This is a genomic window from Natrialba sp. SSL1 (assembly GCF_001861355.1).
GTDB lineage: Archaea > Halobacteriota > Halobacteria > Halobacteriales > Natrialbaceae > Natrialba.
This window is the reverse complement of sequence record NZ_MASN01000037.1, coordinates 53,664-75,158: the sequence shown is the minus strand read 5'-3', so window position 1 is coordinate 75,158 and position 21,495 is coordinate 53,664. Positions and strand designations below refer to the sequence as shown.

At 63.7% G+C, this 21,495-nt stretch carries 21 protein-coding genes; 15 read left to right on the top strand and 6 right to left on the bottom strand.

From position 1 onward, the window contains the following. The first annotated feature begins 130 nt into the window (after window positions 1-130). The 3 genes from dnaK (at window position 131) to BBD46_RS14210 (ending at window position 4,844) form a co-directional block, all read left to right on the top strand. On the top strand, window positions 131-2,086 hold the full coding sequence (gene dnaK / locus BBD46_RS14220; protein WP_071402364.1) for a molecular chaperone DnaK: 1,956 nt from the start codon (window positions 131-133) through the stop codon (window positions 2,084-2,086). A 284-nt stretch (window positions 2,087-2,370) separates the two neighbouring features. Further along, entirely contained in the window at window positions 2,371-3,546 is a 1,176-nt protein-coding gene (dnaJ, locus tag BBD46_RS14215; RefSeq protein WP_071402363.1) for a molecular chaperone DnaJ, read from the top strand. A 416-nt stretch (window positions 3,547-3,962) separates the two neighbouring features. Beyond that, window positions 3,963-4,844 (top strand): hypothetical protein, encoded by an 882-nt coding sequence (locus BBD46_RS14210; RefSeq protein ID WP_071402362.1) that lies wholly within the window; start codon window positions 3,963-3,965, stop codon window positions 4,842-4,844. A 7-nt stretch (window positions 4,845-4,851) separates the two neighbouring features. Here the strand turns inward: BBD46_RS14210 and BBD46_RS22695 are convergent, their stop codons facing one another. Continuing rightward, window positions 4,852-5,010: a hypothetical protein gene (locus BBD46_RS22695; protein ID WP_171908209.1), complete on the bottom strand. Its 159-nt coding sequence runs from the start codon at window positions 5,008-5,010 to the stop codon at window positions 4,852-4,854. A 65-nt stretch (window positions 5,011-5,075) separates the two neighbouring features. On the opposite strand from BBD46_RS22695, the gene BBD46_RS14205 reads away from it, so the two are divergent. The 4 genes from BBD46_RS14205 to BBD46_RS14190 all read left to right on the top strand — a co-directional run bounded on the left by BBD46_RS14205 (window position 5,076) and on the right by BBD46_RS14190 (window position 7,991). After that, a complete protein-coding gene (locus BBD46_RS14205; RefSeq protein WP_071402361.1) occupies window positions 5,076-5,654 on the top strand; it encodes an FAD-dependent oxidoreductase in 579 nt (192 codons plus the stop codon). A gap of 111 nt (window positions 5,655-5,765) precedes the next feature. Then, on the top strand, window positions 5,766-6,284 hold the full coding sequence (locus tag BBD46_RS14200) for a ferritin-like domain-containing protein (RefSeq protein WP_071402360.1): 519 nt from the start codon (window positions 5,766-5,768) through the stop codon (window positions 6,282-6,284). A gap of 106 nt (window positions 6,285-6,390) precedes the next feature. Further along, entirely contained in the window at window positions 6,391-6,672 is a 282-nt protein-coding gene (locus BBD46_RS14195; RefSeq protein ID WP_071402359.1) for a MoaD/ThiS family protein, read from the top strand. Window positions 6,673-6,680: 8 nt separating this feature from the next. Next, the gene (locus tag BBD46_RS14190) at window positions 6,681-7,991 is read left to right on the top strand and encodes an MFS transporter (protein WP_071402358.1); all 1,311 of its coding nucleotides are present in this window, start codon (window positions 6,681-6,683) and stop codon (window positions 7,989-7,991) included. Between the two features lie 33 nt (window positions 7,992-8,024). Here BBD46_RS14190 and BBD46_RS14185 read toward each other — a convergent pair whose 3' ends face one another. Further along, window positions 8,025-9,719 (bottom strand): aldehyde ferredoxin oxidoreductase C-terminal domain-containing protein, encoded by a 1,695-nt coding sequence (locus BBD46_RS14185; protein ID WP_071402357.1) that lies wholly within the window; start codon window positions 9,717-9,719, stop codon window positions 8,025-8,027. Window positions 9,720-9,896: 177 nt separating this feature from the next. Here BBD46_RS14185 and BBD46_RS14180 point away from each other — a divergent pair, with 177 nt between their 5' ends. Further along, the gene (locus BBD46_RS14180; RefSeq protein ID WP_071402356.1) at window positions 9,897-10,271 is read left to right on the top strand and encodes a sensory rhodopsin transducer; all 375 of its coding nucleotides are present in this window, start codon (window positions 9,897-9,899) and stop codon (window positions 10,269-10,271) included. A 77-nt stretch (window positions 10,272-10,348) separates the two neighbouring features. Here the strand turns inward: BBD46_RS14180 and BBD46_RS14175 are convergent, their stop codons facing one another. Continuing rightward, window positions 10,349-10,747, bottom strand: coding sequence for a hypothetical protein (locus tag BBD46_RS14175; RefSeq protein WP_071402355.1), 399 nt, complete (start codon window positions 10,745-10,747; stop codon window positions 10,349-10,351). Window positions 10,748-10,906: 159 nt separating this feature from the next. Between BBD46_RS14175 and BBD46_RS14170 the strand changes: the two genes are divergently transcribed. Continuing rightward, window positions 10,907-11,842: a hypothetical protein gene (locus BBD46_RS14170; RefSeq protein WP_071402354.1), complete on the top strand. Its 936-nt coding sequence runs from the start codon at window positions 10,907-10,909 to the stop codon at window positions 11,840-11,842. Between the two features lie 4 nt (window positions 11,843-11,846). Here the strand turns inward: BBD46_RS14170 and BBD46_RS14165 are convergent, their stop codons facing one another. Next, on the bottom strand, window positions 11,847-13,853 hold the full coding sequence (locus tag BBD46_RS14165) for a S9 family peptidase (RefSeq protein WP_071402353.1): 2,007 nt from the start codon (window positions 13,851-13,853) through the stop codon (window positions 11,847-11,849). 120 nt (window positions 13,854-13,973) lie between these two features. Between BBD46_RS14165 and BBD46_RS14160 the strand changes: the two genes are divergently transcribed. The 3 genes from BBD46_RS14160 to BBD46_RS14150 all read left to right on the top strand — a co-directional run bounded on the left by BBD46_RS14160 (window position 13,974) and on the right by BBD46_RS14150 (window position 16,916). Further along, window positions 13,974-14,615 (top strand): GNAT family N-acetyltransferase, encoded by a 642-nt coding sequence (locus tag BBD46_RS14160; RefSeq protein ID WP_071402352.1) that lies wholly within the window; start codon window positions 13,974-13,976, stop codon window positions 14,613-14,615. Between the two features lie 51 nt (window positions 14,616-14,666). Further along, a complete protein-coding gene (locus BBD46_RS14155) occupies window positions 14,667-15,056 on the top strand; it encodes a hypothetical protein (protein ID WP_071402351.1) in 390 nt (129 codons plus the stop codon). A gap of 177 nt (window positions 15,057-15,233) precedes the next feature. Then, the gene (locus BBD46_RS14150) at window positions 15,234-16,916 is read left to right on the top strand and encodes an acyl-CoA mutase large subunit family protein (protein ID WP_071402350.1); all 1,683 of its coding nucleotides are present in this window, start codon (window positions 15,234-15,236) and stop codon (window positions 16,914-16,916) included. A 21-nt stretch (window positions 16,917-16,937) separates the two neighbouring features. Here BBD46_RS14150 and BBD46_RS14145 read toward each other — a convergent pair whose 3' ends face one another. After that, a complete protein-coding gene (locus tag BBD46_RS14145) occupies window positions 16,938-17,357 on the bottom strand; it encodes a dihydrolipoamide acetyltransferase (RefSeq protein ID WP_071402349.1) in 420 nt (139 codons plus the stop codon). Window positions 17,358-17,552: 195 nt separating this feature from the next. Between BBD46_RS14145 and BBD46_RS14140 the strand changes: the two genes are divergently transcribed. Next, a complete protein-coding gene (locus tag BBD46_RS14140) occupies window positions 17,553-18,386 on the top strand; it encodes an aldo/keto reductase (protein ID WP_071402348.1) in 834 nt (277 codons plus the stop codon). Between the two features lie 94 nt (window positions 18,387-18,480). Next, complete coding sequence (gene mce / locus BBD46_RS14135; protein ID WP_071402347.1) at window positions 18,481-18,864, top strand: methylmalonyl-CoA epimerase; 384 nt, start codon at window positions 18,481-18,483, stop codon at window positions 18,862-18,864. Between the two features lie 203 nt (window positions 18,865-19,067). Here the strand turns inward: mce and BBD46_RS14130 are convergent, their stop codons facing one another. Continuing rightward, the gene (locus BBD46_RS14130; RefSeq protein WP_004214151.1) at window positions 19,068-19,262 is read right to left on the bottom strand and encodes a cold-shock protein; all 195 of its coding nucleotides are present in this window, start codon (window positions 19,260-19,262) and stop codon (window positions 19,068-19,070) included. A gap of 333 nt (window positions 19,263-19,595) precedes the next feature. Between BBD46_RS14130 and BBD46_RS14125 the strand changes: the two genes are divergently transcribed. Further along, window positions 19,596-21,446 (top strand): PGF-CTERM sorting domain-containing protein, encoded by a 1,851-nt coding sequence (locus BBD46_RS14125; RefSeq protein ID WP_071402346.1) that lies wholly within the window; start codon window positions 19,596-19,598, stop codon window positions 21,444-21,446. Window positions 21,447-21,495: the final 49 nt, after the last annotated feature.

Below are 21,495 nucleotides of genomic sequence, written 5' to 3'. Positions count from 1 at the left end.
GAGCCGATTCGACCGGATTGTTGTACAAAATCGCCCGACTCCACAGTGACAGCCGCCCATCTAGAATTTTATTCGACTCGTGACGCTGGCTAGTAACGCTTAAAACAAAGTGCGCACAATACCCTCCACAATGGCGAGCAACAAGATTCTCGGAATCGACCTCGGTACGACGAACAGCGCGTTCGCCGTCATGGAAGGCGGCGATCCGGAGATTATCGTCAACGCCGAAGGCGAACGGACGACGCCCTCCGTCGTCGCGTTCACCGACGACGACGAGCGGCTCGTCGGCAAACCCGCGAAGAACCAGGCGATCCAGAACCCCGAAAAGACGATCGCTTCCATCAAGCGCCACATCGGCGACGACGACTACACCGTCGATATCGAGGGCGAAGAGTACACGCCCGAGGAAATCTCCGCGATGATCCTCCAGAAGATCAAGCGCGACGCGGAAGAGTACCTCGGCGACGAAGTAGAGAAGGCCGTCATCACCGTCCCCGCGTACTTCTCGGACCGACAGCGCCAGGCGACCAAGGACGCCGGCGAAATCGCCGGCTTCGAAGTCGAGCGCATCATCAACGAGCCGACGGCCGCCTCGATGGCCTACGGGCTCGACGACGACTCCGACCAGACCGTCCTCGTCTACGACCTTGGGGGCGGTACCTTCGACGTGTCCATCCTCGACCTCGGCGGCGGTGTCTACGAGGTCGTCGCGACCAACGGGGACAACGACCTCGGTGGTGACGACTGGGACGAGGCCATCATCGACTTCCTCGCCGAGGAGTTCGAGGCCGACCACGGCATTGACCTCCGCGAGGACCGTCAGGCCCTCCAGCGGCTCAAGGACGCCGCCGAGGAGGCCAAGATCGAACTCAGCAGCCGGAAAGAGACGGAGATCAACCTGCCGTTCATCACGGCCACCGACGACGGCCCGATCCACCTCGAAGAATCTCTCACGCGTGCGAAATTTGAATCGCTCACGCAGGACCTGATCGACCGCACCGTCGAGCCGACCGAGCAAGCGCTCGAAGACGCCGGCTACAGCAAGGACGACATCGACGAAGTGCTCCTCGTCGGCGGTTCGACCCGCATGCCACAGGTCGGCGAGAAGGTCGAGGAACTCACCGGCAAGGAACCCCAGAAGAACGTCAACCCCGACGAAGCCGTCGCACTCGGCGCGGCGATTCAGGGCGGCGTCCTCGGCGGCGAGGTCGACGACATCGTCCTGCTCGACGTGACCCCGCTCAGCCTCGGGATCGAGGTCAAGGGCGGCCTCTTCGAGCGCCTCATCGAGAAGAACACGACGATCCCGACCGAGGAGTCGAAGATCTTCACCACCGCCGCGGACAACCAGACGACGGTTCAGGTCCGTGTCTTCCAGGGTGAGCGCGAACTCGCCGAGAAGAACGAGATGCTCGGCGAGTTCCACCTGACCGGCATCCCGCCGGCACCCGCGGGCACCCCACAGATCGAAGTCACCTTCTCGATCGACGAGAACGGTATCGTCAACGTCTCTGCCGAGGACAAGGGCAGCGGCGAGTCCGAGGAGATCACCATCGAGGGCGGCGCTGGCCTCTCCGACGCCGAGATCGACGAGATGCAGCAGGAAGCCGAGAAGCACGCCGAAGAGGACGAGAAAAAGCGCCAGCGAATCGAAGCCCGCAACACCGCGGAAGCCACGATTCAGCGCGCCGAGACCCTCCTCGAGGAGAACGAGGAGGCAGTCGATGACGCCCTTCGCGGTGACATCGAGACCGCCATCGAGGACCTCGAGGCCACCATCGACGACGGCGAGGCGACCGCTGAGGATATCGAGGCCGCGACCGAGCACCTGAGCACCGAACTGCAGGAAATTGGCAAGCAGATGTACCAGGACGCCGGTGCAGCGGGCGCTGGCGGTGCTGGTGCAGCAGGCGGCGCAGGTGCAGGAGCGGGCGCAGCCGGCGCCGGCATGGGCGACATGGGCGGTATGGGCGGCGGCCCGAACCCAGGCCCAAGCGGCGCAGCCGGCGGCGACGACGAGGAGTTCGTCGACGCCGACTTCGAGGACGTCGACTTCGACGTCGACGAGGAAGACGACGAGCAGTAATCCCCCAACCGCTGCTCGCGCTGCTGACTTAGCAGCGCGGGAACACGGGAGTGAACAGCGATCCGTGTCGTACTCGAGTGTGTCTCGAGCAGCCGGCCACTCGAGTGACGGCTGTTTTTTGTTTTTAGCCGGCGGAGAATCACTGCTGTCTCCCAACGACCAGCACCTGGTGGCACCCACACCTGTGCTGTAACCACTGTGATCACGAGCGGTCCCTCTCATCAGCACCGTGCCGCGGGAACGGTCGTTTCAAGTGTCTCAACCGAGTATCGGTTCGACAACGAATGAGCGAGGACTTCTACGACGCACTCGGCGTGAGCCGCGATGCGTCCGCCGAGGAGATCAAACAGGCGTACCGGAAGAAGGCCACGGAGTACCATCCGGACGTCAGCGATGACCCGGACGCCGAGGAGAAGTTCAAGCGGATCCAGAAGGCAAAGCAGGTGCTCACCGACGAGGACAAGCGCGAGGCCTACGACCGCATGGGCCACGACCGCTACGAGCAGGCCGAAAAGCACGGCTACGACGCCAGCGAGGGCGGCATGGGCGGTGGGATGGGTGGCATGGGCGGCGACCCATTCGGCGGAATGGGTGGCGGCATGGGTGGTGGCGGCCTCGGCGATATCTTCGAGCAGGTTTTCGGCGGTGGCGGCGGCCGCGGCCGTGGTCGTCGCCGACCACAGAAGGGCCGCGACCTGCGCACGGAACTCGAGATCGATCTCGACGAAGCCTTCGAGGGCGTCGAGAAACAGTTCACCGTCGAGCGTCCCGAGGAGTGTGACGACTGCGGCGGCGAGGGTCACCCGCCCGACGCCGACTCCCGGACCTGTTCGGAGTGTCAGGGCCGAGGCCAGGTGACCCAGGTCCAGCAGACGCCGCTCGGTCGCGTCCAGCAGACGACGACGTGCCCGCAGTGTGAGGGCGAGGGAACGCTCTACTCCGAAACCTGTAGTTCCTGTCGCGGCGAGGGCTACGTCCGTAACGAGGCGACGCTCACCGTCGAGGTGCCAGCGGGCATTCAGGAGGGCCAAACCCTCCGGATGGAAGGCGAGGGTGCACCCAGCCCGGACGGCGGTCGTCACGGTGACCTGCTGATTGACATCGCGATCCGCGAACACGAGGAGTTCGAACGCGACGGCGACGACCTGCGCTACCGGCTACCGATCTCGTTCCCGCAGGCGACCTTCGGCGACACCGTCGAAGTGCCGACGCTCGACGGGGCCGTCGAGTTCGACATCCCGCGAGCGACTCAGAGCGGCGAAACCTTCCGTATCCGGGGCAAGGGGATGCCCCGTCTGCGCGGCCGAGGGCAGGGAGACCTCTTCGTGAAGGTCCAGGTCGTCACCCCCGATTCGCTCAACGAAGAACAGCGCGAGGCGCTCGAGGCGTTCGCCGAGGCCGGCGGCGACGAGATCGACATCAACGAGGGCTTCTTCGAGAAGATCAAGCGGGCGTTCTAAAGAGTACAGCGAGAGTTCCACGGGTTACCTGACCCGTGGGTGAATCGCGTACGCCCCTCGTCATAATCTGCGGTTTTATTACGGATGAGATAATTGAATTATATTGGAACTCACCGTTAACAACCTCTCAAAACCCACGCACTGAAACATGGTAAGACGTGGTGAGACTGGTGGTGTCGAGCCATCGTAAAGTGGCTGACCTTCACGGACACGAACGGCGTGTTTGGGTGTTACTGGTTCCACGCGACCGAACGGGAGCGCGAAGGGAATTAAAGATTCACACGCTTTACCGCCCGGTTCTGGGCGTGACGCGCCTCTGGGAACGCCACGGGTCACCTGACCCGTGGTACTTTACGCCTGTCACGCCAGCCGTCCGTTTCAGCGCGCTTTTTTCACCGCGGCACACAGGAACCAGTATGACCGCGCACGTCGCCACCGTCGACGAACTGTTCACCCGGGAGCGCCGCGACGAACGGACCGTCCTCGTCGACGCGACGGGCCGGGACTACGACGCCCACTGGCTCTGTACCTCGGCCTGGAAGGCCGGCAACTTCCTGCGTCACGCCGGCGTCCGCGAGGGTGTCACCGTCGGTGTCGCCGGCAACGGCCCGGTAGCCCTGCTCGCCTGCTTCGGCGCGACACTCCTCGGGGCCACAACCCGCCCAAACCCGCCAGCGGATCTTGCCGACGAGACCAACCTGCAGGCGATCGTCGCACCCGTCGACGAACTCGAGTCCGATCGCTACGAGCTTCCCCGTGGAACCAGCATGCTCGGCTACGGTGAGAAGCCGGAGACGCCGGGGATCAAGCACTTCGACGCCGGCCTCTGGAGTGAGAACCCCTCGTTCCCGCCGCAGTCGCTTTCACCCGAGACCGGCCTGCTCACCGACGGGAGCCACACCGTCTCGCACGCACGGGCACTCGAGTCCGCCCGGAATCTGATCGACGAGTACGAGATTGAGGCGGGTGACCGCGTTGTGGTTCGAGAGTCGCTCTCGGATGTCGAAGTTACGGTAGCAGGTGTGTTCGCGCCGCTGCTCGTGGGAGCAGTGACAGTGCTGGAGGGGGCCGCCGACACCGACACCGACGGAGACGAAGGCGAAGACGGAGACAGAGGTGAAGACGGAAACAGAGGTGAAGACGGAAACAGAGGTGAAGACGGGAACGAAGGCGATGTACGAGAACAGATCGAGATGGACGAACACGCCACCCTGTACACGATCTCGGACGCAACGGCAGGGGAGTCGGCAACCCAGATCGATCCAACGGAACTGTCGCTCTCGGATCGAACCAGCTGAGGCGGGTTCACGCCGTCCCCGTCGCCATTCCGTAGGAGAGGTGGGCACCGCTCTCGATGTAATGAACTCGACAGCGGTCGAACTCGAGTGCCGGCCGTGGTGGACACGTCGACGGGGACTCGAGTAGTACGCCTGCGAGCCGAGTGTCGGCGTTACGCACAGTCACTCGCCGAACACCGTCTCTGCTGACGACAAAATCGTTTATCGGCTGCTCCGTGGTCGGAGTAGCGTATGACTGATGTGATCATTGTCGGCGGCGGCCCCGCCGGCCTGAGTGCAGCACTGTTTACGGCGAAGAACGGTCTCGAGACCGCTGTCTTCGACACTGACAAGACGTGGATGCACAAGGCCCACCTGTTCAACTATCTCGGCGTCCGCAGCCTCGGCGGCGACGAGTACATGAAAATCGCCCGCGGACAGGTCGAGGATCGCGGTGCAGACATCCACCTCGGCGAGCCGGTCACGGCGGTCGAGTCGGCGGACGACGGCTTCCGTGTCGAGACGGAGGACGAGTCCTACGAGGCGACGTACGTCGTCCTCGCGACGGGTGCGGATCGGTCGCTCGCCGAGGACGCGGAACTGGATATCGCGTTCGACGACGAGGGGGCCATCGATGTCGATATCGATATGGAGACGAGCGTCGAGAACCTCTACGCAACCGGTGCGATGGTCCGCGCGGAGGAGTGGCAGGCCGTCATCGCGGCTGGGGACGGCGCATCGGCCGCGCTCAACATTCTAAGCAAGGAGAAAGGTGAACACTTCCACGACTTCGATACGCCCGCGGACGTGCCGGATCTCCGCTCGGAGTGAGGGTCGCGATACAGTTCTGAATTGGATTCGAATTATCGCAACAACCGCCGGGAACTGCTGCCTGCACGTTCGTGCGAGACGACTATCGACCTGCCTGACGCGTGCATGCGTATGGCGACAAAGATCACCGACCTCGAGACCCTGTTCATCCACAAACTCGCCCAGCAGTACTACGTCGAACAGGAACTCGTCGGCACACTCGATGAGATGGCGATCAACGCGACGAACGATCGACTGAGCGACAGCTTCGCGACTCACCGCAACGAAACCCGGACGCAGGTCGAGCGGATCGAGGACGTCTTCGCGGGGCTCGATCGACCGGCGGAGCCGGCAGACGACCCGGTTCTCGACGCACTCGAGCAGGAACGGCACAGCCTCGAAGACAGGATCGAAGACGACGACCTGCTGAACATGGTCTACCTGAACGCCGGGCTGATGACCGAACGCATCGAGATGACTGCCTACGAGGGACTCTCGACGATGGGCGAGCGACTCGAGTACCCCGACGACGTCATCGCGCCCCTGGAGTCGAATTACGACGAGGAGAAGTCGGCGTACCGGGAACTCAACACGATGCAGTCTGCCTCTGAGTTGAAGGCGCTGTGGGATCGGTTGTCGCCGTCGTCGTAGCGGCCGCCCTCGTCGCCGTCTCGTTCGTTTTTCGATACCGTCGATCACAACCACAATCACCGCGACCGTCGCCTACAAGAGACCGCACGAGAAACACTCGCACATCGTGCAACTCGAGTGCGTGTTCTTTGGCCCATTTCGGGACGCCGTCGGCGAGAAGACGATTCAGTACGAGACCGACGCCGAGACGGTCGGCGACCTGCTCCGGGCGTTCGAGGACGAGTACCCCGCGCTGTCGGGGGATCTGGTCGACGAGGACGCGGCGACGCTGGCCGGCGATACGGTTGTCACGATGGATAAGAAAAACGTGACTCATATCGACGGACTGGTAACTGAACTCCGCGAGGACGCCGTGATCCGCCTCGTTCCGTCAGTCTACGGGGGCTGAACGACACGATGGAGGGGAACGACCGCGACATCGCCGAGTTCACGATGCTCGGCCACGCGACGTTCCACATCTACGAGCTGACGATTCCGCTGTTCGTCGTGCTCTGGCTCGACGCGTTCGACGTGTCGCCTGCGGTTCTCGGAACGGTCGTCGCAGTCGGCTACGCCCTCATCGGTGTCGGCGCGCTCCCCAGTGGTATCCTCGCAGATCGGTACGGCTCGACGCGTCTCGTTGTCGTCTCGATGCTCGGCATGGGCGGCGGCTTCGCACTCATTAGCCTCGCCGCGAACGTCTGGCTGCTCGCCGCAGCACTCGTCATCTGGGGGGCCGCAGCCAGCCTGTACCACCCGGCTGGCCTCTCGCTGATCACCCGCGGTGCAGACATGCAGGGAACCGTGTTGGCCTACCACGGCGTCGCCGGCAACGTCGGCACCGCGCTCGGCCCGCTCGTCGCGGCCATCATGCTGACTGTCCTCGACTGGCGTGTCGTCGCCGCGCTGTTCGTCGTGCCCGCGCTCGTGGGCGTCGCCGCAGCGACCCGACTCGAGTTCGACGAGAGGGCGGCGATGGCTGAGACAGCTGCCGGCACAGGAACTGTCACGCAACCAGCGGCCGACGGCTCGGGCACTGGGTCCGGTATGAATCCAGACCACCAACCCGCTGTCGACACACCGTCGGCACCGCCAAAACAGTCGCTGCGAGAGCACGTCGCCGCGTTCGCAGCACAGTCCAGACTGCTGTTTACCGGAAGCTTCGTCCTCGTGTTCGCCATCGCGATGCTCGCGGGGACTTACTACCGGGGCGTCTTCACCTTCCTACCGGACGTGCTCGCCGGACTGGCGGTGTTCGAACCGGTCGAGATCGCCGGCGAGACGGTCAATCCGAGCCAGTACGCCTACGCCGGCTTACTGTTAATCGGTGCGGTCGGCCAGTACACGGGCGGCAAACTGAGCGATATCCGCTCGCCCGAGCGGGCGATCATCGTCGCGCTCGCCGCGCTGGTCGTCGTCTCGATACTGTTCCCGATCGGGGCCTCCGCCGGTCTGGCGGCGACGCTTGCGGTTTGTGCTGCGCTCGGCTTTTTCGTCTACATGGAAGCGCCGATTCACCAGGCGCTGATCGGCAAGTACGTCGCGGCGGATGTGCACGGTCTCTCGTTCGGCTACACCTACCTCGGCGTCTTCGGAATCGGTGCTGCGGGGGCCTCGATCGCCGGCATTGCGCTCACCTACGGCGGGATGGGCGTCCTGTTCGCGATTCTCGCGATTTTCCCGGCAGTCGCACTTGTGATTGCGATCTCGCTACTCGTATTGGCCTAATCGAAGAAACCGAGAAGCGCGTATCCAGCCAGCTCAGTCGTCCGAGGGAACCGCCGTCTCGCTTGAGGCGACTGCGTCCGTCGTCTCCGGCACCGTCCCGTCGTCGTTCCAGCCGCGAGCATCGTAGTACTCCGCGACCGCGTCCTCGAGATCCGGAATCTCGTAGGGGAGCACGTCGTCTGCGCGGTCGAGGCCGCGCTGGTTGTTGAAGTGGCGCTCGCGTTCGATCGTCCGCTTGCCGACCTCGAGGATGTCTTCGTAGTCGGCGTCGAACAGCGTCTCCAGACGCTCCTCGGTGACGTAATCGCCGCCGAAGGCGCAAACGATGCCCGTGTCGCGGAAGGCGTTGTGATTCTCCTGGTCGACCAGCACGTCGGCCTTGCCGAGGGTTCCCTCCGGGTCAAGTTCCCCGGCGTACTCGAGACTCAACATGCCGGCGTACATGTGGTCCGCGCCGCGGTTCGCGACGGCGTAGGACAGGCCCTGTCCGTGGAGGACGCGGCCGTCGTGGGCGGCGAACTCCATGCCCTTCACGGTGAGGTTCTCGACGCCGAGGTCGTCGTGACAGCGGGCGACCCCCTCCGCGAGCGTATCGCCGACGCCCTCGCGGCGGGCGATCTTCTCGGTGATCTCCTGGGCGAGTTCCGCGTTCCCGAACTCGTCTTCGCTCGCGAGGTAGGCCGCGACGGTGACGCCCGCGGAGATGGTGTCCATCCCGTAGTTGTCACAGAGTTCGTTCGCCTGCATCACGTCGACGATGTCGCCGACGCCGTGCATCGAGCCGAAGGCGTAGACGGTCTCGAACTCCGGGCCCTCCGTCTCGACGCCGCGCTCTTCGTCCCGCGTCGGCAGTTTGCAGGCGTAGGCGCAGGCCGAACAGGCTCCCTTCTTGTACTTCTTCTCCTCGACGGCATTACCGCCGATCTGGTCCGCGTCCTCGAACTCGTACCCCTCGAAGTACCGCGTCGGCAGCGAGAAGTTGTCGTTGATGAACTCCGTCCCGCCGGTGGTCCCCTGGCGGCGCATCCGGTCGTCCGAGGTGGCCGCCTCGCGGTGGATGTCCATCTCCGGTGGGTTCGGAATCTCGACGTCGACCTCGGGTGCTGCGTCGGCGTCACCCTCGAAGGTGACGCACTTGACGTTCTTCGAGCCGAGAACCGCGCCGAGACCGCCGCGGCCGAACGCCCGCGAGTCGAACGTCATCACCGACGCGAAGCGGACGAGGTTCTCGCCCGCCGGGCCGATGGCGATGCAGTGTTCGGGACCGAGGTCGTGGTGGGCGGCCATGTAGTCAGAGGTCTCCGGAACCGTCGCGCCCTCGAGTTCGGGTACTTCTTCGAACTCGACACCGCTATCGGTGACGTGGATTGCGAGCAGCTCGTCGCTCTCACCGATGACCTCGAAAACGCTGATACCGGCTTCGACGAAGTTGCGCGAGAGATAGCCGCCGGCGTTCGTCGAGACGAGCCCCTCCGTCAGCGGCGAGAGGCCGGTCATGTTCATCCGGCCCGTAAAGGACATCTGGGACTGCTGGAGCGGCCCCGTCGAGAGGTAGGCGCGGTTCTCGGGTCCGAACGGCTCCGCGTCGAACGGAATTCGCTCGTGTGCCAGTGCGGTCGCGGTCGCCCGCCCGCCGACTGTTTCGGCGAGCAGGTCGTCGATTTCGGCCTCGGTGGCCGTTCGCTCACCGACGTCGACGGTCAGCAGGGGCCCTTTCGCGTGAAGCATAGCCCACAGTTGTTCGGCCGGGGCCTTAGCTGTAGGCCACCGAGTCAGTTCGTCTGGGTACTCGAGTACAGACCGAGTCCAATTCGAGTCCACTCTCTCGTTTGGCCCCATTGAGAGGACACACCTGCCCATACAGGCCCTCGTTTCAGGCCGATTCGTGGCACAGAAGAAGACACGATGGCCACAGGGAAGACGACCTGGACGATTCCCGAGGGGTACATCCCTGAAGGGAGCAACGGTCCCGAACCCGAGATGCTGAGTCACGAATCCGTCTGCATTTTGAATACGAGTGATGAGGACGCCAGCATCGAAATCACGGTCTACTTCACTGACCGCGGACCAGTGGGACCGTTCGAGAAGACTATTCCCGCCGAACGGACCAAGCACCTGCGGTTCAATGAGTTCGAAGAGCCAGAGGAAATCCCGACGGGAACGCCGTTCGCCAGCGTGATCGAATCCGACGTGCCGGTCGTCTGCCAGCACACCCGGCTGGATTCACGACAGGCCGAGAACGCGCTGCTCTCGACGATCGCGTATCCGAGTGACTCGTAACGTCGGCTCTCCTGTGTCCCGAACGACGGTTGCACAACGCCGTCACTCATCACACAGTCACCTCGAGTGCCGAGCGATCAACACCCCGAAGAGACGAACGCCTCGACCGTCTCCTCCCGAACGTTGAGATTGACTTTCCCGCAATCGGACTCGACGTGGTCCGACAGCTCCAGCGTCTCGAGTGGCGATCCAGCCAGGCCGTACTCGAGTACGGACGCGCCGTGATCCTCGGGAAGGTCGTCCTCAATCACCGTCGATGGAACGATCCTGTCGTCGGTGTTTGCGTCGAGACTGGCGGTGTCTTCGTACGCGGTTTCGCTGCCGTCTGTGAGGCGCACTTCGACGCGGACCGGTTCGGCAGTGAAGTTGGCGACGGCCAACCGAGACAGGCGTGGGGACTGCTCTCGTGCCAGACAGCCGGAGACAGAAGCGAACAGTGGGAAACAGAGCGACGTGAGGAGGGCTCGCCGTTCCATACGCGGTAGTCTGTCACCGCGAGTATGAATTTGTTGATTTCACAATATAATTTTGGAGAAAATAGCGGCGAGGAACGGCAGGCAACAGTGGCAAACAGTGAGACGATCCGCGCACCTGCTTGCCGCCGCTTTTTGCCCGCCGCAGGTGGAGTGGCCGGCATGAACGACGACCGCTGGAGCGACCTCCGTACAGCGTGTACCGAACTCGAGTCCGGGGCCGTCCTCGAGACGCCGGTCTCCGAACGGCGATTCGATATCGTACGGTCCGCGGACGATCGGATCGTCGTCCGGTTCGGGGACAGCGGGGAGACGCACACCCTCTGGCGCGAGCAGTTCGACGTACTCACAGCGCAACTGGCGGACGGCGATCAGAACGGACTCGCTATCGAAACTCTGCAGCCGGGCGTCGAGCCCTACGCAGTGCTACTGACGCTCTCGGGAACGTACACAGTCACGGACGACACCATCCGTCGCGATGACGAGGCCGTGGCCGGTGAGAGTCCCTACCTCGTCTCCGCAGCCGAGGCGCGCACCCAGCCCGAACGCGTCCACGACGACGGACTGTTGCTCGCCGCATTGCTCGACGGACTCGAGAACGCGAACGAACCAGGGGTACTCGAGACGGATGCCCTCACAGACCTCTACGTCCTCGCCTCGGACGTCCAGCACGGCGCGGACCGGCTTCGTCAGTCGGCGCGGAACGCGCTACTCGACCGTCTCGGCCCGGACCAGGAGCTACACGGCCGGTACGGCACCGTTCGGCGGACGGTTCGCGAACGGCGGCGACCGATGGACGAGGAGGCGATTTTCGAGGCGCTCGACGAGCACGACGTGCCCCGCGAGTGGGTCCTCGGCGTCGACCCGGAGAAACTGGATCTCGTCATCTCGGTGACGGACCTCTCGGAATCTGAGGTGTACGAGACGGGCGAGAGCGTCTACGTCCAGAAGACGAGCGTCGACGAAGACGAGAAGTACTCGCGGCTGCAGGGACTCGTCGAGCGGATCGACGCGCTGGAGGGCGAGGAAGGAGAGGCACTGCGAAACGAACTCGACGAGATCGAATCGCGCCTCGAGGCGGCCCTGGCGAGCGGCTAGCGCCTCAGTCCTCTGCCGCGTGCTCGGCAGCGTCCGCAGGCTCGTTACCAGCCCGACGCTGAAGGAAGTCCGCGAGCAACTCGAACGTCCGTAGCTGCTGGCGCTGGTCGGTCGACGCGTGGCCCTCCTCCCCGAGTTCCTCGTACTCGACGTCGCCGCCGGGGCCGAACTCGTAGCCGAGGGACTCGAGTGCCTCGCGATAGCGCCGGGCCTGCGAGACGGGGACGCGGGTGTCGTTGACGCCGTGGACCATGAGCAGCGGCGCGGCGAGGTTCTCGGCGTGCGTGATCGGCGAGCGCTCCTCGTAGAGGGCCGGGTTCTCCTCGGGCGTGCCGAGGTACTTCTCCATGAGTTCGATCCGGTAGTGGGGCATCGTCGTCTCGTACTGCTCTTCGAGGTCCGTGAGGCCGATCCAGGCGATGCCAGCGTCGTACAGGTCAGGGTACTGCACCGTCTGCCAGTAGGCCGAGTAGCCGCCGTAGGAACCGCCGAAGACGACGACGCGGTCCTCGTCGAGCCAGTCGCGCGTTTCGAGGACGTGCTCGGCGGCCGTCGCCACGTCACCCTGCTCGGCACCGCCCCAGTCCTCGAGAAGTTCTTCGACGAACTCCCGGCCGCGGCCGGTCGAGCCGCGGTAGTTGACCTCGAGGACGGAAAAGCCCTGCATAACCAGCATCTGCGTGTAGAGGTTGAATCCCTTGGTGTCCCGGGCGCGCGGGCCGCCGTGGACTTTGACGAGCAGCGGCGACGGCCGCTCGCCGGAGTCGTACAGCAGCGCACCGATCTCGAGTTCGTCGGCTGGTTCGTGCTCGACTGCTTCGGCGGGCGTCTCCGGAACACCGTCGGACTGTACTGTGAGGTACTCCGCGTCGGCGAAGTCCTCAGGCGAGAAGGGACCGTACTCGGCCTCGAGGAGCGTCTCGTACTCGTCGGTTGCGAGGTCGTAGACGAGCAGTTCCGGCCGGCTCGTCGGACTCGTGTGCTGAAGCAGGAGGCGATTCTCGTCGATGGCGACATCGCTCGGTCCCATTCGGCCGACGGAGGTCATTCCCTCGGGAACGTCGAGTTCGCGGCTCTCGCCGGTTTCGATATCGTAGACGACAGGGATGGACTGGGCCGCGCGGTCGCGCAGTGCAAAGAAGCGATCGCCATCGGGGAGGAATCCAGTGGGGGACTCCTCGAAATCGCTGTCGCTGTACCAGGTGACGGCGTCGTCGGCTGCTGTCCGGGCGTCGGTGTCGCCAGCGTCGCTTTCGGTGTCGTCATCGGCCTCGAGCGCAACCTCGTCCAGCGCAGCGAGATCGACGACACCTGCGCGGCTGAGGTCCGTCGTATTGTCCGTGACCAGTAACCGCTCTCCGTCGGGTCCCCAGTCCATCGGTGCCGACTCCGCACCCACGTCGCCGAGCGACAGATTTCGCGGCTCGGAGCCGTCGGCGTTCGCGACGTAGACGTCGACGTTGTCGAAGTCGTCCGTCTCGTTCGTCGCGTAGGCGATCCGGTCCCCGTCCGGCGAGAACGACAGCGCGCCGACGGCGCGCTCGTAGTCGGTGAGTTTGGTCACCTCCTCGGTCGCGCAGTCGTACCGATACGCGTTCATCTGGCCGTCGCGGTTCGAGGTGAACAGCAGCGACTCCCCGTCGTCGCTCACGTCGTTCAGAACCGCCTGGCCGTCGATTTCGACGACGGATTCGACTTCTCCCGCTCGCGAGAGTGCGTAGATATCGTTCTGCTCGTCGCCGCCCTCGTCCTGGTGGAAGAACACGCGTTCTCCGTCCGCTCCCCAGCGGAGGAACCAGCGCGCGTTTCGCGGCACGTCGCCGTCGGACCACTGCTTGAGTGCCCCCGTCTCTGCGTCGAGCACGTGGAGTTCGTTGCGCCCCGTCTCGTCGTAGTAGAACGCGATCTCCGAGCCGTCGGGCGAGATGGTCGGATGCGCGATCGTCGGGAGCGATGCGAGGGACTCGAGTACGTCCGCTGTCTCGGTGTCGAGGTCGTCTGTCGTGGCCATTGGAGACGTGTCGCATGGCTATGGTATAGGTATTCGGGAAGGCGAACATCGGACGATCTTCGTGACGCCGGCGCTACTGCCCCGCAAACCCTTTTGGCCGTTCAGGCCGAATATCGAATCATGTACGTACGGGACGCGAAAAACCGGGAAGAGGTCTGGTTGCTCGACCACATCGAGTCGATGGGGCTCGACGAGACGGCGTTCCGGTCCCGTGACTACGTCATCGCGGTCGATGAGCAGTCGGGCGAGAAGGGTGGATTCGGTCGGATCCGTATCCATAGGGATGGCGGAAGCAGTGATGAGGGAGCGACTGGTGGCGACGACAGCGCTGACGACGCGGACGACCGACGAACCGACGTCTGTGAACTCACGAGCATCGGCGTCCTCGATAACTGGCGCGGCCAGGGTGTCGGCGCACACGTCATCGAACGACTCATCGAGTACGCCAGCGACGAGGGCTTCGACACCGTCTACTCGCTGACGAGCGAAGGTGAGTACCTCGCACAGTTTGGCTTCCGCCGAATCGAGGAATCGAAACTTCCCCCAGCGCTTCAGCGCCGGCTCGAGGCGAAGCGAGAGCAAACCGACCCCGACGCCGTCGCTCATGCACTCGAGATCGATCGGTTCCGGATGCCGGATCGTCTCAGGGAGGCGTTCAAACAGGCATCCGAGCGCGACGCGGAGGTGGCCGACGAGGACAGTCCCGAGGATTTCGGCATCGACACCGAATCGGCGACGTACAAGTACGATACCGGTCGCTAAGCGCTGTGTCCATCAGCGAGTCAGCGCGTCTCTCAGCACCCACCTGTGCCAATGACTACCGACGATCTCGACGCTCACGATGCCCGTGACTCGAGTTCATCCGACGAGCTAGCTGATCGGACGGCTGGTGATGGTAGTGATAGTGGTGGCGACGATGGTGATGACGATGAAGCCGAAACCCGCGTCTGGCTCGTCGAACGAACGTACGGCGACGACGAACTGAACCTAATAATCCTCGTGTACGCGACACCGGACGGTCGCTACTACCACCGTCGCGAACGCGCGCTCACGAGCTTTACAGGCCCGGAACGCGAGACGAAAGCGAGCCTGACCGTTTCGCGCAACGACCTCGGCACGGTCGACGACCGCGAGACGCGGGACCAGTACGCGACCGAGGCAACTCGAGTAGCGGCGCGTCACGATCCGGACGACGCGATTTGATCGCTTGATGGTGGGATACGTGGATGGTGGAATGCGGGGTCGCCTCCGATGGAGGGTGGTTGATCATCTCCGATGGCGGAGAGTCACCGGACGACCGCAGGACGTACTAGTGAGAGCCGGTGGCAACACGGGCACGTTCATCAACCTTCAAGCCCCGGCCGGTTGTCGGTATTCGTAATGTTCGACCCCGAGGAACTCGAGGAGATCCGTGCCGGTCGGGAGGACTGGCACGACGACGACGTCGAACCGGTCCTCGATCGGTTCGGTGAGCGCCAGGAGACGTTCACGACCGATACGGGTGGCCAGGAGGTCGACCGACTCTACACGCCGGACGATGTAGCGACTCTCGACTATCAGGAGGATCTGGGCTATCCCGGTGAGCCGCCGTACACGCGCGGGGTCTACTCCACCGGCTACCGGGGCCGCCTGTGGACCATGCGCCAGTACGCTGGCTTCTCGACGCCCGCAGATACGAACGAGCGCTACCACTACCTGCTCGATCAGGGTCAGACCGGGCTCTCGATGGCGTTCGACCTGCCGACGCAGATGGGGTACGACTCCGACGCCGACATGGCCGCCGGTGAGGTTGGGAAGGCTGGCGTCGCCATCGACTCGCTGGCGGACATGGAGATAGTCTTCGACGGCATCCCGTTAGACGAGGTTTCGACCTCGATGACGATCAACGCGCCCGCCTCGGTCCTGCTCGCGATGTACATTGCCGTGGGTGACCAGCAGGGCGTCGACCGCGCCGAGTTGCGCGGGACGATCCAGAACGACCTGCTGAAGGAGTACATCGCGCGCAATACCTACATCTACCCGCCCGAGCCGTCGATGCGGATCATCACGGACATCTTCGAGTTCTGTGCCGAGGAAACGCCGAAGTTCAACACCATCTCCATCTCGGGCTACCATATCCGCGAGGCCGGCTCCACGGCGGCACAGGAACTCGCCTTCACGCTGGGGAACGGCATCGAGTACGTCGAAGCCGCCATCGAGGCCGGACTCGATGTCGACGACTTCGCCCCGCAGCTTTCGTTCTTCTTCAACGGCCACAACAACATCTTCGAGGAGGTCGCCAAGTTCCGCGCGGCCCGTCGGATGTGGCACGACATCATGGACGAGCGCTTCGACCCGGACGATCCCAAGTCGAAACAGCTCAAGTTCCACACCCAGACCGCGGGCTCGATGCTCACCGCCCAGCAGATCGAGAACAACGTGGTCCGCGTGGCCTACCAGGCGCTCGCCGCCGTCCTCGGGGGCACCCAGAGCCTCCACACCAACGGCAAAGACGAGGCGCTTGCCCTCCCCACGGAGGAGTCCGTCCGCACCGCCCTGCGAACCCAGCAGATCCTCGCCCACGAGTCCGGCGCGGCCGACACCATCGACCCGCTCGCCGGCAGCTACTACGTCGAATCGCTCACCGACGACGTCGAGGAAGAGGCCTACGAGATCATAGAGGCGGTCGACAGCCGCGGCGGCATGCTCGAAGCGGTGGAGCAGCAATGGGTCCAGCGCCAGATCCAGGACACCGCCTTCGACCGCCAGAAGGAAATCGAGGACAAAGAGCGCATCATCGTCGGCGTCAACGAGTTCGAGGTCGACGAAGATCCCGAGATGGACGTTCAGGAGGTCACCGAGGAGGACGAACGACGCCAGGTCGAGAACGTCCAGGCCGTCCGCGACGACCGCGACGAGGCGGCCGTGGAGGACGCACTCGAGTCCCTCCGCGAGGCCGCCCGGGGCAACGAGAATCTCATGCCCCACATCATCGAGGCGGTGAAGACGTACGCGACGGTCGGCGAGATCTGTAACGTGTTGCGCGACGAGTTCGGGGAGTATCAGCCGGGGAGTGCGGTCTGAGCGGTCGGACGTCCGTTTCGCTTAGTTACAGCGATTCGGACGGAGCCGAATCTCCTTCCACTCGGTGACGAGAATCGCAAGGTGATCCTCGACGCGGTCGTTTCCAGCACACGTCAGTTCCCAGTACGTGTGAAACACGTCGTCGAGCAACTCAGGTGCCGGTTCCGGCTCGACGGTAACGAAGAACTCATCGCCATACCAGCCGGTGACGACCTCGTCCCGTTCGATTCGGCTCTCTTCGCCGTCGATCACGATTCGGTCCGTGAAGACGGGGTCCTCTCCGTAGTCGGGCGCGATTTCAATCTCGAGGTCTATTTCGTCGGGATAACTACTGGCGATAGAGAGACCCGGACTGACGCGCCTGACGTACGAGAGACAGCCTGCAGTCGCACCGGTGAGCCCGGTCGCGCCGAGGAGGAAGCGTCGTCGTGACGGGGACATACCACGACCATCCCGCGGTCGGTACATAGGCGTTGGTACTCGAGTACCATCCCGCGACAGCGCATCACGTCACAGCCCTGCTTGTCGGATGCGAGCGAGGCGAGTAGCGCGGGAACGCACAGTGAGAAAGTGAGAACGGACGGTGCACACCAAGCCGGGAGGAGATTGAAGACAGTTGCTGATGACGCCAGACGCATGGGCCCCGAACATCCAACCGAGACAATTCGCGCAGGCGGCGCCGAAATCCCCGTCCTCGGCTTCGGCACCGCACGGATGACCGGCGAGGAGTGCCAGCGAGCCGTCGACGCCGCACTCGACGCTGGCTACCGGCACATCGACACCGCACAGATGTACGACAACGAGGCAGCCGTCGGCGCGGCAATCGAGGAAAGCGGGGTCGACCGCAACGACATCTTCGTCGTCACCAAGGTCCACCCCGACAACGCCGCACCCGCGGACGTCCACGAGACGACGCGGGCGAGTCTCGACCGACTCGGCCTCGACGCCGTCGACCTGCTCTTACTTCACGCACCGAGCGACGAGGCACCGCTGTCGGCAACGCTCGGCGCGATGAACGAGCTCCAGGACGAGGGCGTCGTCGACCACATCGGCGTCAGCAACTTTTCGGTGGGGCAACTCGAGTCCGCTCGTGAACACTCGGAGACACCGATCGTGACGAATCAGGTGAAGTACCACCCGTATCATCACCAGGGGGAGTTGCTGGAGTACTGCGTCGACCACGACATCTGTCTGACTGCGTACAGCCCGCTCGCGGAGGGTGCGGTGCCGGGTGACGACCGGCTCGCGGCGGTCGGCGAGCCCTACGGCAAGTCGGCCGCACAGGTTGCCTTGCGGTGGCTGGTCCAGCAGCCGGCCGTCGCAGCGATTCCGAAGGCGGCGAGTCACGAGCACATCGCAGCCAACGCGGCTATTTTCGACTTCGAGCTCTCCGAGGACGACATGGAAGCGGTGACCGACGTTGGCGACGGCGTCTGGTCACAGCTGGCGACGGCGCTCGGACTTCACTGAGCTGTCGGGTGCGACGAGCGCGAGCGACACGTCACGGCGAGAGATTCACCCGAACCCCCGCTATATTTGCCGTTGCCGGCCGACCACTCCGCGTATGCACTTCGAACACGCCGGCATCGCAACCGAGAACGCGCGCGAACTCGCCGACCTGTATACCGACCTCTTCGGCATCGAAAACGTCCACGAGGAGGAGTTCGACGGCATGCGAATCATCTTCCTCGACTGTGGGAACGGCTACTTCGAACTCCTCGAGCCGTTCGAGGACGGCACTATCGCTCAGTACCTCGAACAAAACGGGCCGGGTATCCACCATCTCGCGCTCCGGACCGACGACATCGAGGGGGCACTCGAGACGGCCCGCGAACACGACGTGCGCCTGATCGACGAGGAGCCGCGGCCGGGTGCGTGGGGGCATACGGTGGCGTTCCTGCATCCGTCGGATACTGGTGGTATTTTGCTGGAGCTCGTCGAGCACTAAGGCTGTCCTGCTGGCAGTGTGTTTGGCTGTCCTGCTGTCCTGCTGGCAGTGTGTCTGGCTGACCGTCAGTGTGTAGTAGATCACTGTGTCTGTGTGCGGCTCTGGGGTGCTGTCGCTCCGAAGGGATTGTCGGGATCACAGCAGACAGTCGTCACTCAGTAGGTAACGTCCGAAAAAGTCGAAATACGCCGCGGTCAGCCGTATTACAGTCGGGTGACGTTGGTTGCTCGTGGGCCCTTGTCGGCCTGCTCGATGTCAAACTCGAGCTCCTGTCCCTCTTCGAGGTCCGGGCCGCCAACGTCTTCCATGTGGAAGAACACGTCGTCGTCCGCATCCTCAGTTTCGATGAATCCGTAGCCGCCTGTGTCGTTAAAGAAATCGACAGTTCCTTTCGCCATTGCTTTTCAAGAGATGCGCGTCACACTGATAAGCGTTCCGTAAGGCACGGCGTCCCCATCTGTTGGCCTGACCGATCAGATAGAACAGCAATCGCCAGCCTAGGCGCCTCAACGGCCCGCACACGCCACCTCTACGGATCAGTGTGTACGCGGGCCCGTGTTGTGCCTGTAAAGTGCCGGTGAGACACACCCTCGAACGACAGCCGCGTGACTCTCGTCTAGCGGACAGAATAAGTTCTCGAAACCTACATAAGATGGAGACTTCAATATACGTGAACGATGGGAAGGAAACCTCCACGCGGACTGTCCCTCCAACGGTTCGCGGCACTTGTGATGGCAGTTGTACTGATTACCTCGGCCGTGGCTGGCACGGCCGTTGCCGGCTCTGAGACGGGTATCGACCAGGCAGACCCGGCAGACGAGGTGTTCGTCACCGACGACGGTGACGCCGTCCTCCTTTACGAGGACGACGCTGACGACGACTTCGACGGCAGCGCCGAGTTTGGTCTCGACGCGAGCGAATCGGTCGTCTACGCGCTCATCTCCGACGACATCGAAGAGGACATCGACGCGGCGTTCTCGTTCGCCCTCGGTGAGGACGGCATGGAATCCGACGGCTCGTTCGCCGCCGACCGTCCGGACGCGATCAACGACTTCTCGATGAACGTCGACGGCGAACAGACCGAGGAGACGAACGAACTCGATGCGGATCTCGAACTCGTTCTCGACACCCAGGAGTTCCCCGAAGCGGACTTCGTCCAGTCGGCAACCTCCTCCGGTGAGATGGTCTCGAGTGCAGACGAGTTCGCCATGGAAGGCGACCTCAGCGTCTCGCACATCATGCCCGCCGAGGGTCCCGAGACTGGCCTCGACCTGACGATCACCGAGACTGACGGCAGTTACGCAGTCGACGTCAGTCAGCAGGACACCCTCCAGCCGTTCGAGGTTGACCAGTGGGAGACTGAAGCCGACGCGAAGGCAGCGCTCGAAGCCGAGTACGGCGCAATCGCACAGGAACTCGGCGGCGACGCAACGGTCACCATCCACGACCACGAGTTCGAGGCCGACACGACCGGTGGCGGCTACATCGACATCGAGTACACGATCGAACTCGAGAACGTCAAAGACGGACTCGAGCAGCTGATCGCGGACGAACTCACGAACGACCCCGAACTCGACATCAGCCAGTCCGACGCCGAAGCGGTCGCGGCTGACATCCTCGCCGCCGAACTCGACGCGTTCGAGTTCTCCTACACCGTCGGTGAGAACACGGTCGACGCGGAGTGGGACATCGCGTTCAGTAACTTCGAGACGACCGCAATGGCAGTCCTCGATCTCGCCGAAGCGGTCGACGAGATGGACGAGGAGTTCGATGACGAGTTCGACGACTACGCAGAGATGTACGAGGCACAGGTCGAGGCGGACCTCACGCAGACTTCGACCTGGGACCTCCGATACGAAGGCACCGGCGCGAACGAAGCGACGCTCACCTTCGACTACGCCTCCGACGCAGAGAACTGGGATGCGTACACGGACGAACTCGCAGAGCGCGATATCGACTCGCCTGAGTACGTCATCGACGCCACGGCGACGACTGACGACGACGAGATCAGCGTCGAGATGGCACTCGAGTTCACGCAGGAGGAGTTCCTCGAGACCGCGATCAGCGCGATGGTGCAGGACCTCCAGAACGATCCGATGATGGATGACGAGGCGGTTGCGCTCGCAACGGCGTTCGAAGAGGCGGAACTCGAACTCGCGAAGTTCGACCTCGATATGGATGACGGCACGGTTACTGTGGAAGCCGGAGCGACGTTCGACGACATTAGCGCGTTCGAATCCCACCTCTCCGATGCGTACCACGGGCTCACCGTCGAGCATATCTACGCCGACACCGACGACGAAGCGGCGTACGTCTACGCGGCCGGAATGGTCGACACTGATGCAAGCGAGGATGACGTGCGTGAGCACGCGATCGTCGACGACGCGACGACCGTCCACATGCCCGGCGAGTGGGACGAAGAGCACCCACGACTCGACATGGGCCAGGTGACTGAGTTCCTCGGCACCGACGCGACGGATTCCGAGACGGAGTCTGACGACGACGGCCTGCCAGGCTTCGGTGTCGCCGCCGCGCTGGTCGCGATGCTCTCAGCACTGGGACTGGCTCGCTGGCACAACTAACGGTCCCGCTTTTCACGTTTTTTGGTGACCGCGAGCGACGCAACGGTGA

Bases quoted from the DNA above. Each gene is read 5' to 3' on its own strand.
- BBD46_RS14125 (WP_071402346.1), top strand. From the start codon at position 19,596: ATGGCAGTTGTACTGATTACCTCGGCCGTGGCTGGCACGGCCGTTGCC.
- BBD46_RS14190 (WP_071402358.1), top strand. From the start codon at position 6,681: ATGGAGGGGAACGACCGCGACATCGCCGAGTTCACGATGCTCGGCCAC.
- mce (WP_071402347.1), top strand. From the start codon at position 18,481: ATGCACTTCGAACACGCCGGCATCGCAACCGAGAACGCGCGCGAACTC.
- BBD46_RS14210 (WP_071402362.1), top strand. From the start codon at position 3,963: ATGACCGCGCACGTCGCCACCGTCGACGAACTGTTCACCCGGGAGCGC.
- BBD46_RS14185 (WP_071402357.1), bottom strand. From the start codon at position 9,719: ATGCTTCACGCGAAAGGGCCCCTGCTGACCGTCGACGTCGGTGAGCGA.
- BBD46_RS14140 (WP_071402348.1), top strand. From the start codon at position 17,553: ATGGGCCCCGAACATCCAACCGAGACAATTCGCGCAGGCGGCGCCGAA.
- BBD46_RS14200 (WP_071402360.1), top strand. From the start codon at position 5,766: ATGGCGACAAAGATCACCGACCTCGAGACCCTGTTCATCCACAAACTC.
- BBD46_RS14165 (WP_071402353.1), bottom strand. From the start codon at position 13,853: ATGGCCACGACAGACGACCTCGACACCGAGACAGCGGACGTACTCGAG.
- BBD46_RS14150 (WP_071402350.1), top strand. From the start codon at position 15,234: ATGTTCGACCCCGAGGAACTCGAGGAGATCCGTGCCGGTCGGGAGGAC.
- dnaJ (WP_071402363.1), top strand. From the start codon at position 2,371: ATGAGCGAGGACTTCTACGACGCACTCGGCGTGAGCCGCGATGCGTCC.
- BBD46_RS14175 (WP_071402355.1), bottom strand. From the start codon at position 10,747: ATGGAACGGCGAGCCCTCCTCACGTCGCTCTGTTTCCCACTGTTCGCT.
- BBD46_RS14145 (WP_071402349.1), bottom strand. From the start codon at position 17,357: ATGTCCCCGTCACGACGACGCTTCCTCCTCGGCGCGACCGGGCTCACC.
- BBD46_RS14130 (WP_004214151.1), bottom strand. From the start codon at position 19,262: ATGGCGAAAGGAACTGTCGATTTCTTTAACGACACAGGCGGCTACGGA.
- BBD46_RS14160 (WP_071402352.1), top strand. From the start codon at position 13,974: ATGTACGTACGGGACGCGAAAAACCGGGAAGAGGTCTGGTTGCTCGAC.
- dnaK (WP_071402364.1), top strand. From the start codon at position 131: ATGGCGAGCAACAAGATTCTCGGAATCGACCTCGGTACGACGAACAGC.
- BBD46_RS14205 (WP_071402361.1), top strand. From the start codon at position 5,076: ATGACTGATGTGATCATTGTCGGCGGCGGCCCCGCCGGCCTGAGTGCA.
- BBD46_RS14155 (WP_071402351.1), top strand. From the start codon at position 14,667: ATGACTACCGACGATCTCGACGCTCACGATGCCCGTGACTCGAGTTCA.
- BBD46_RS14180 (WP_071402356.1), top strand. From the start codon at position 9,897: ATGGCCACAGGGAAGACGACCTGGACGATTCCCGAGGGGTACATCCCT.
- BBD46_RS14170 (WP_071402354.1), top strand. From the start codon at position 10,907: ATGAACGACGACCGCTGGAGCGACCTCCGTACAGCGTGTACCGAACTC.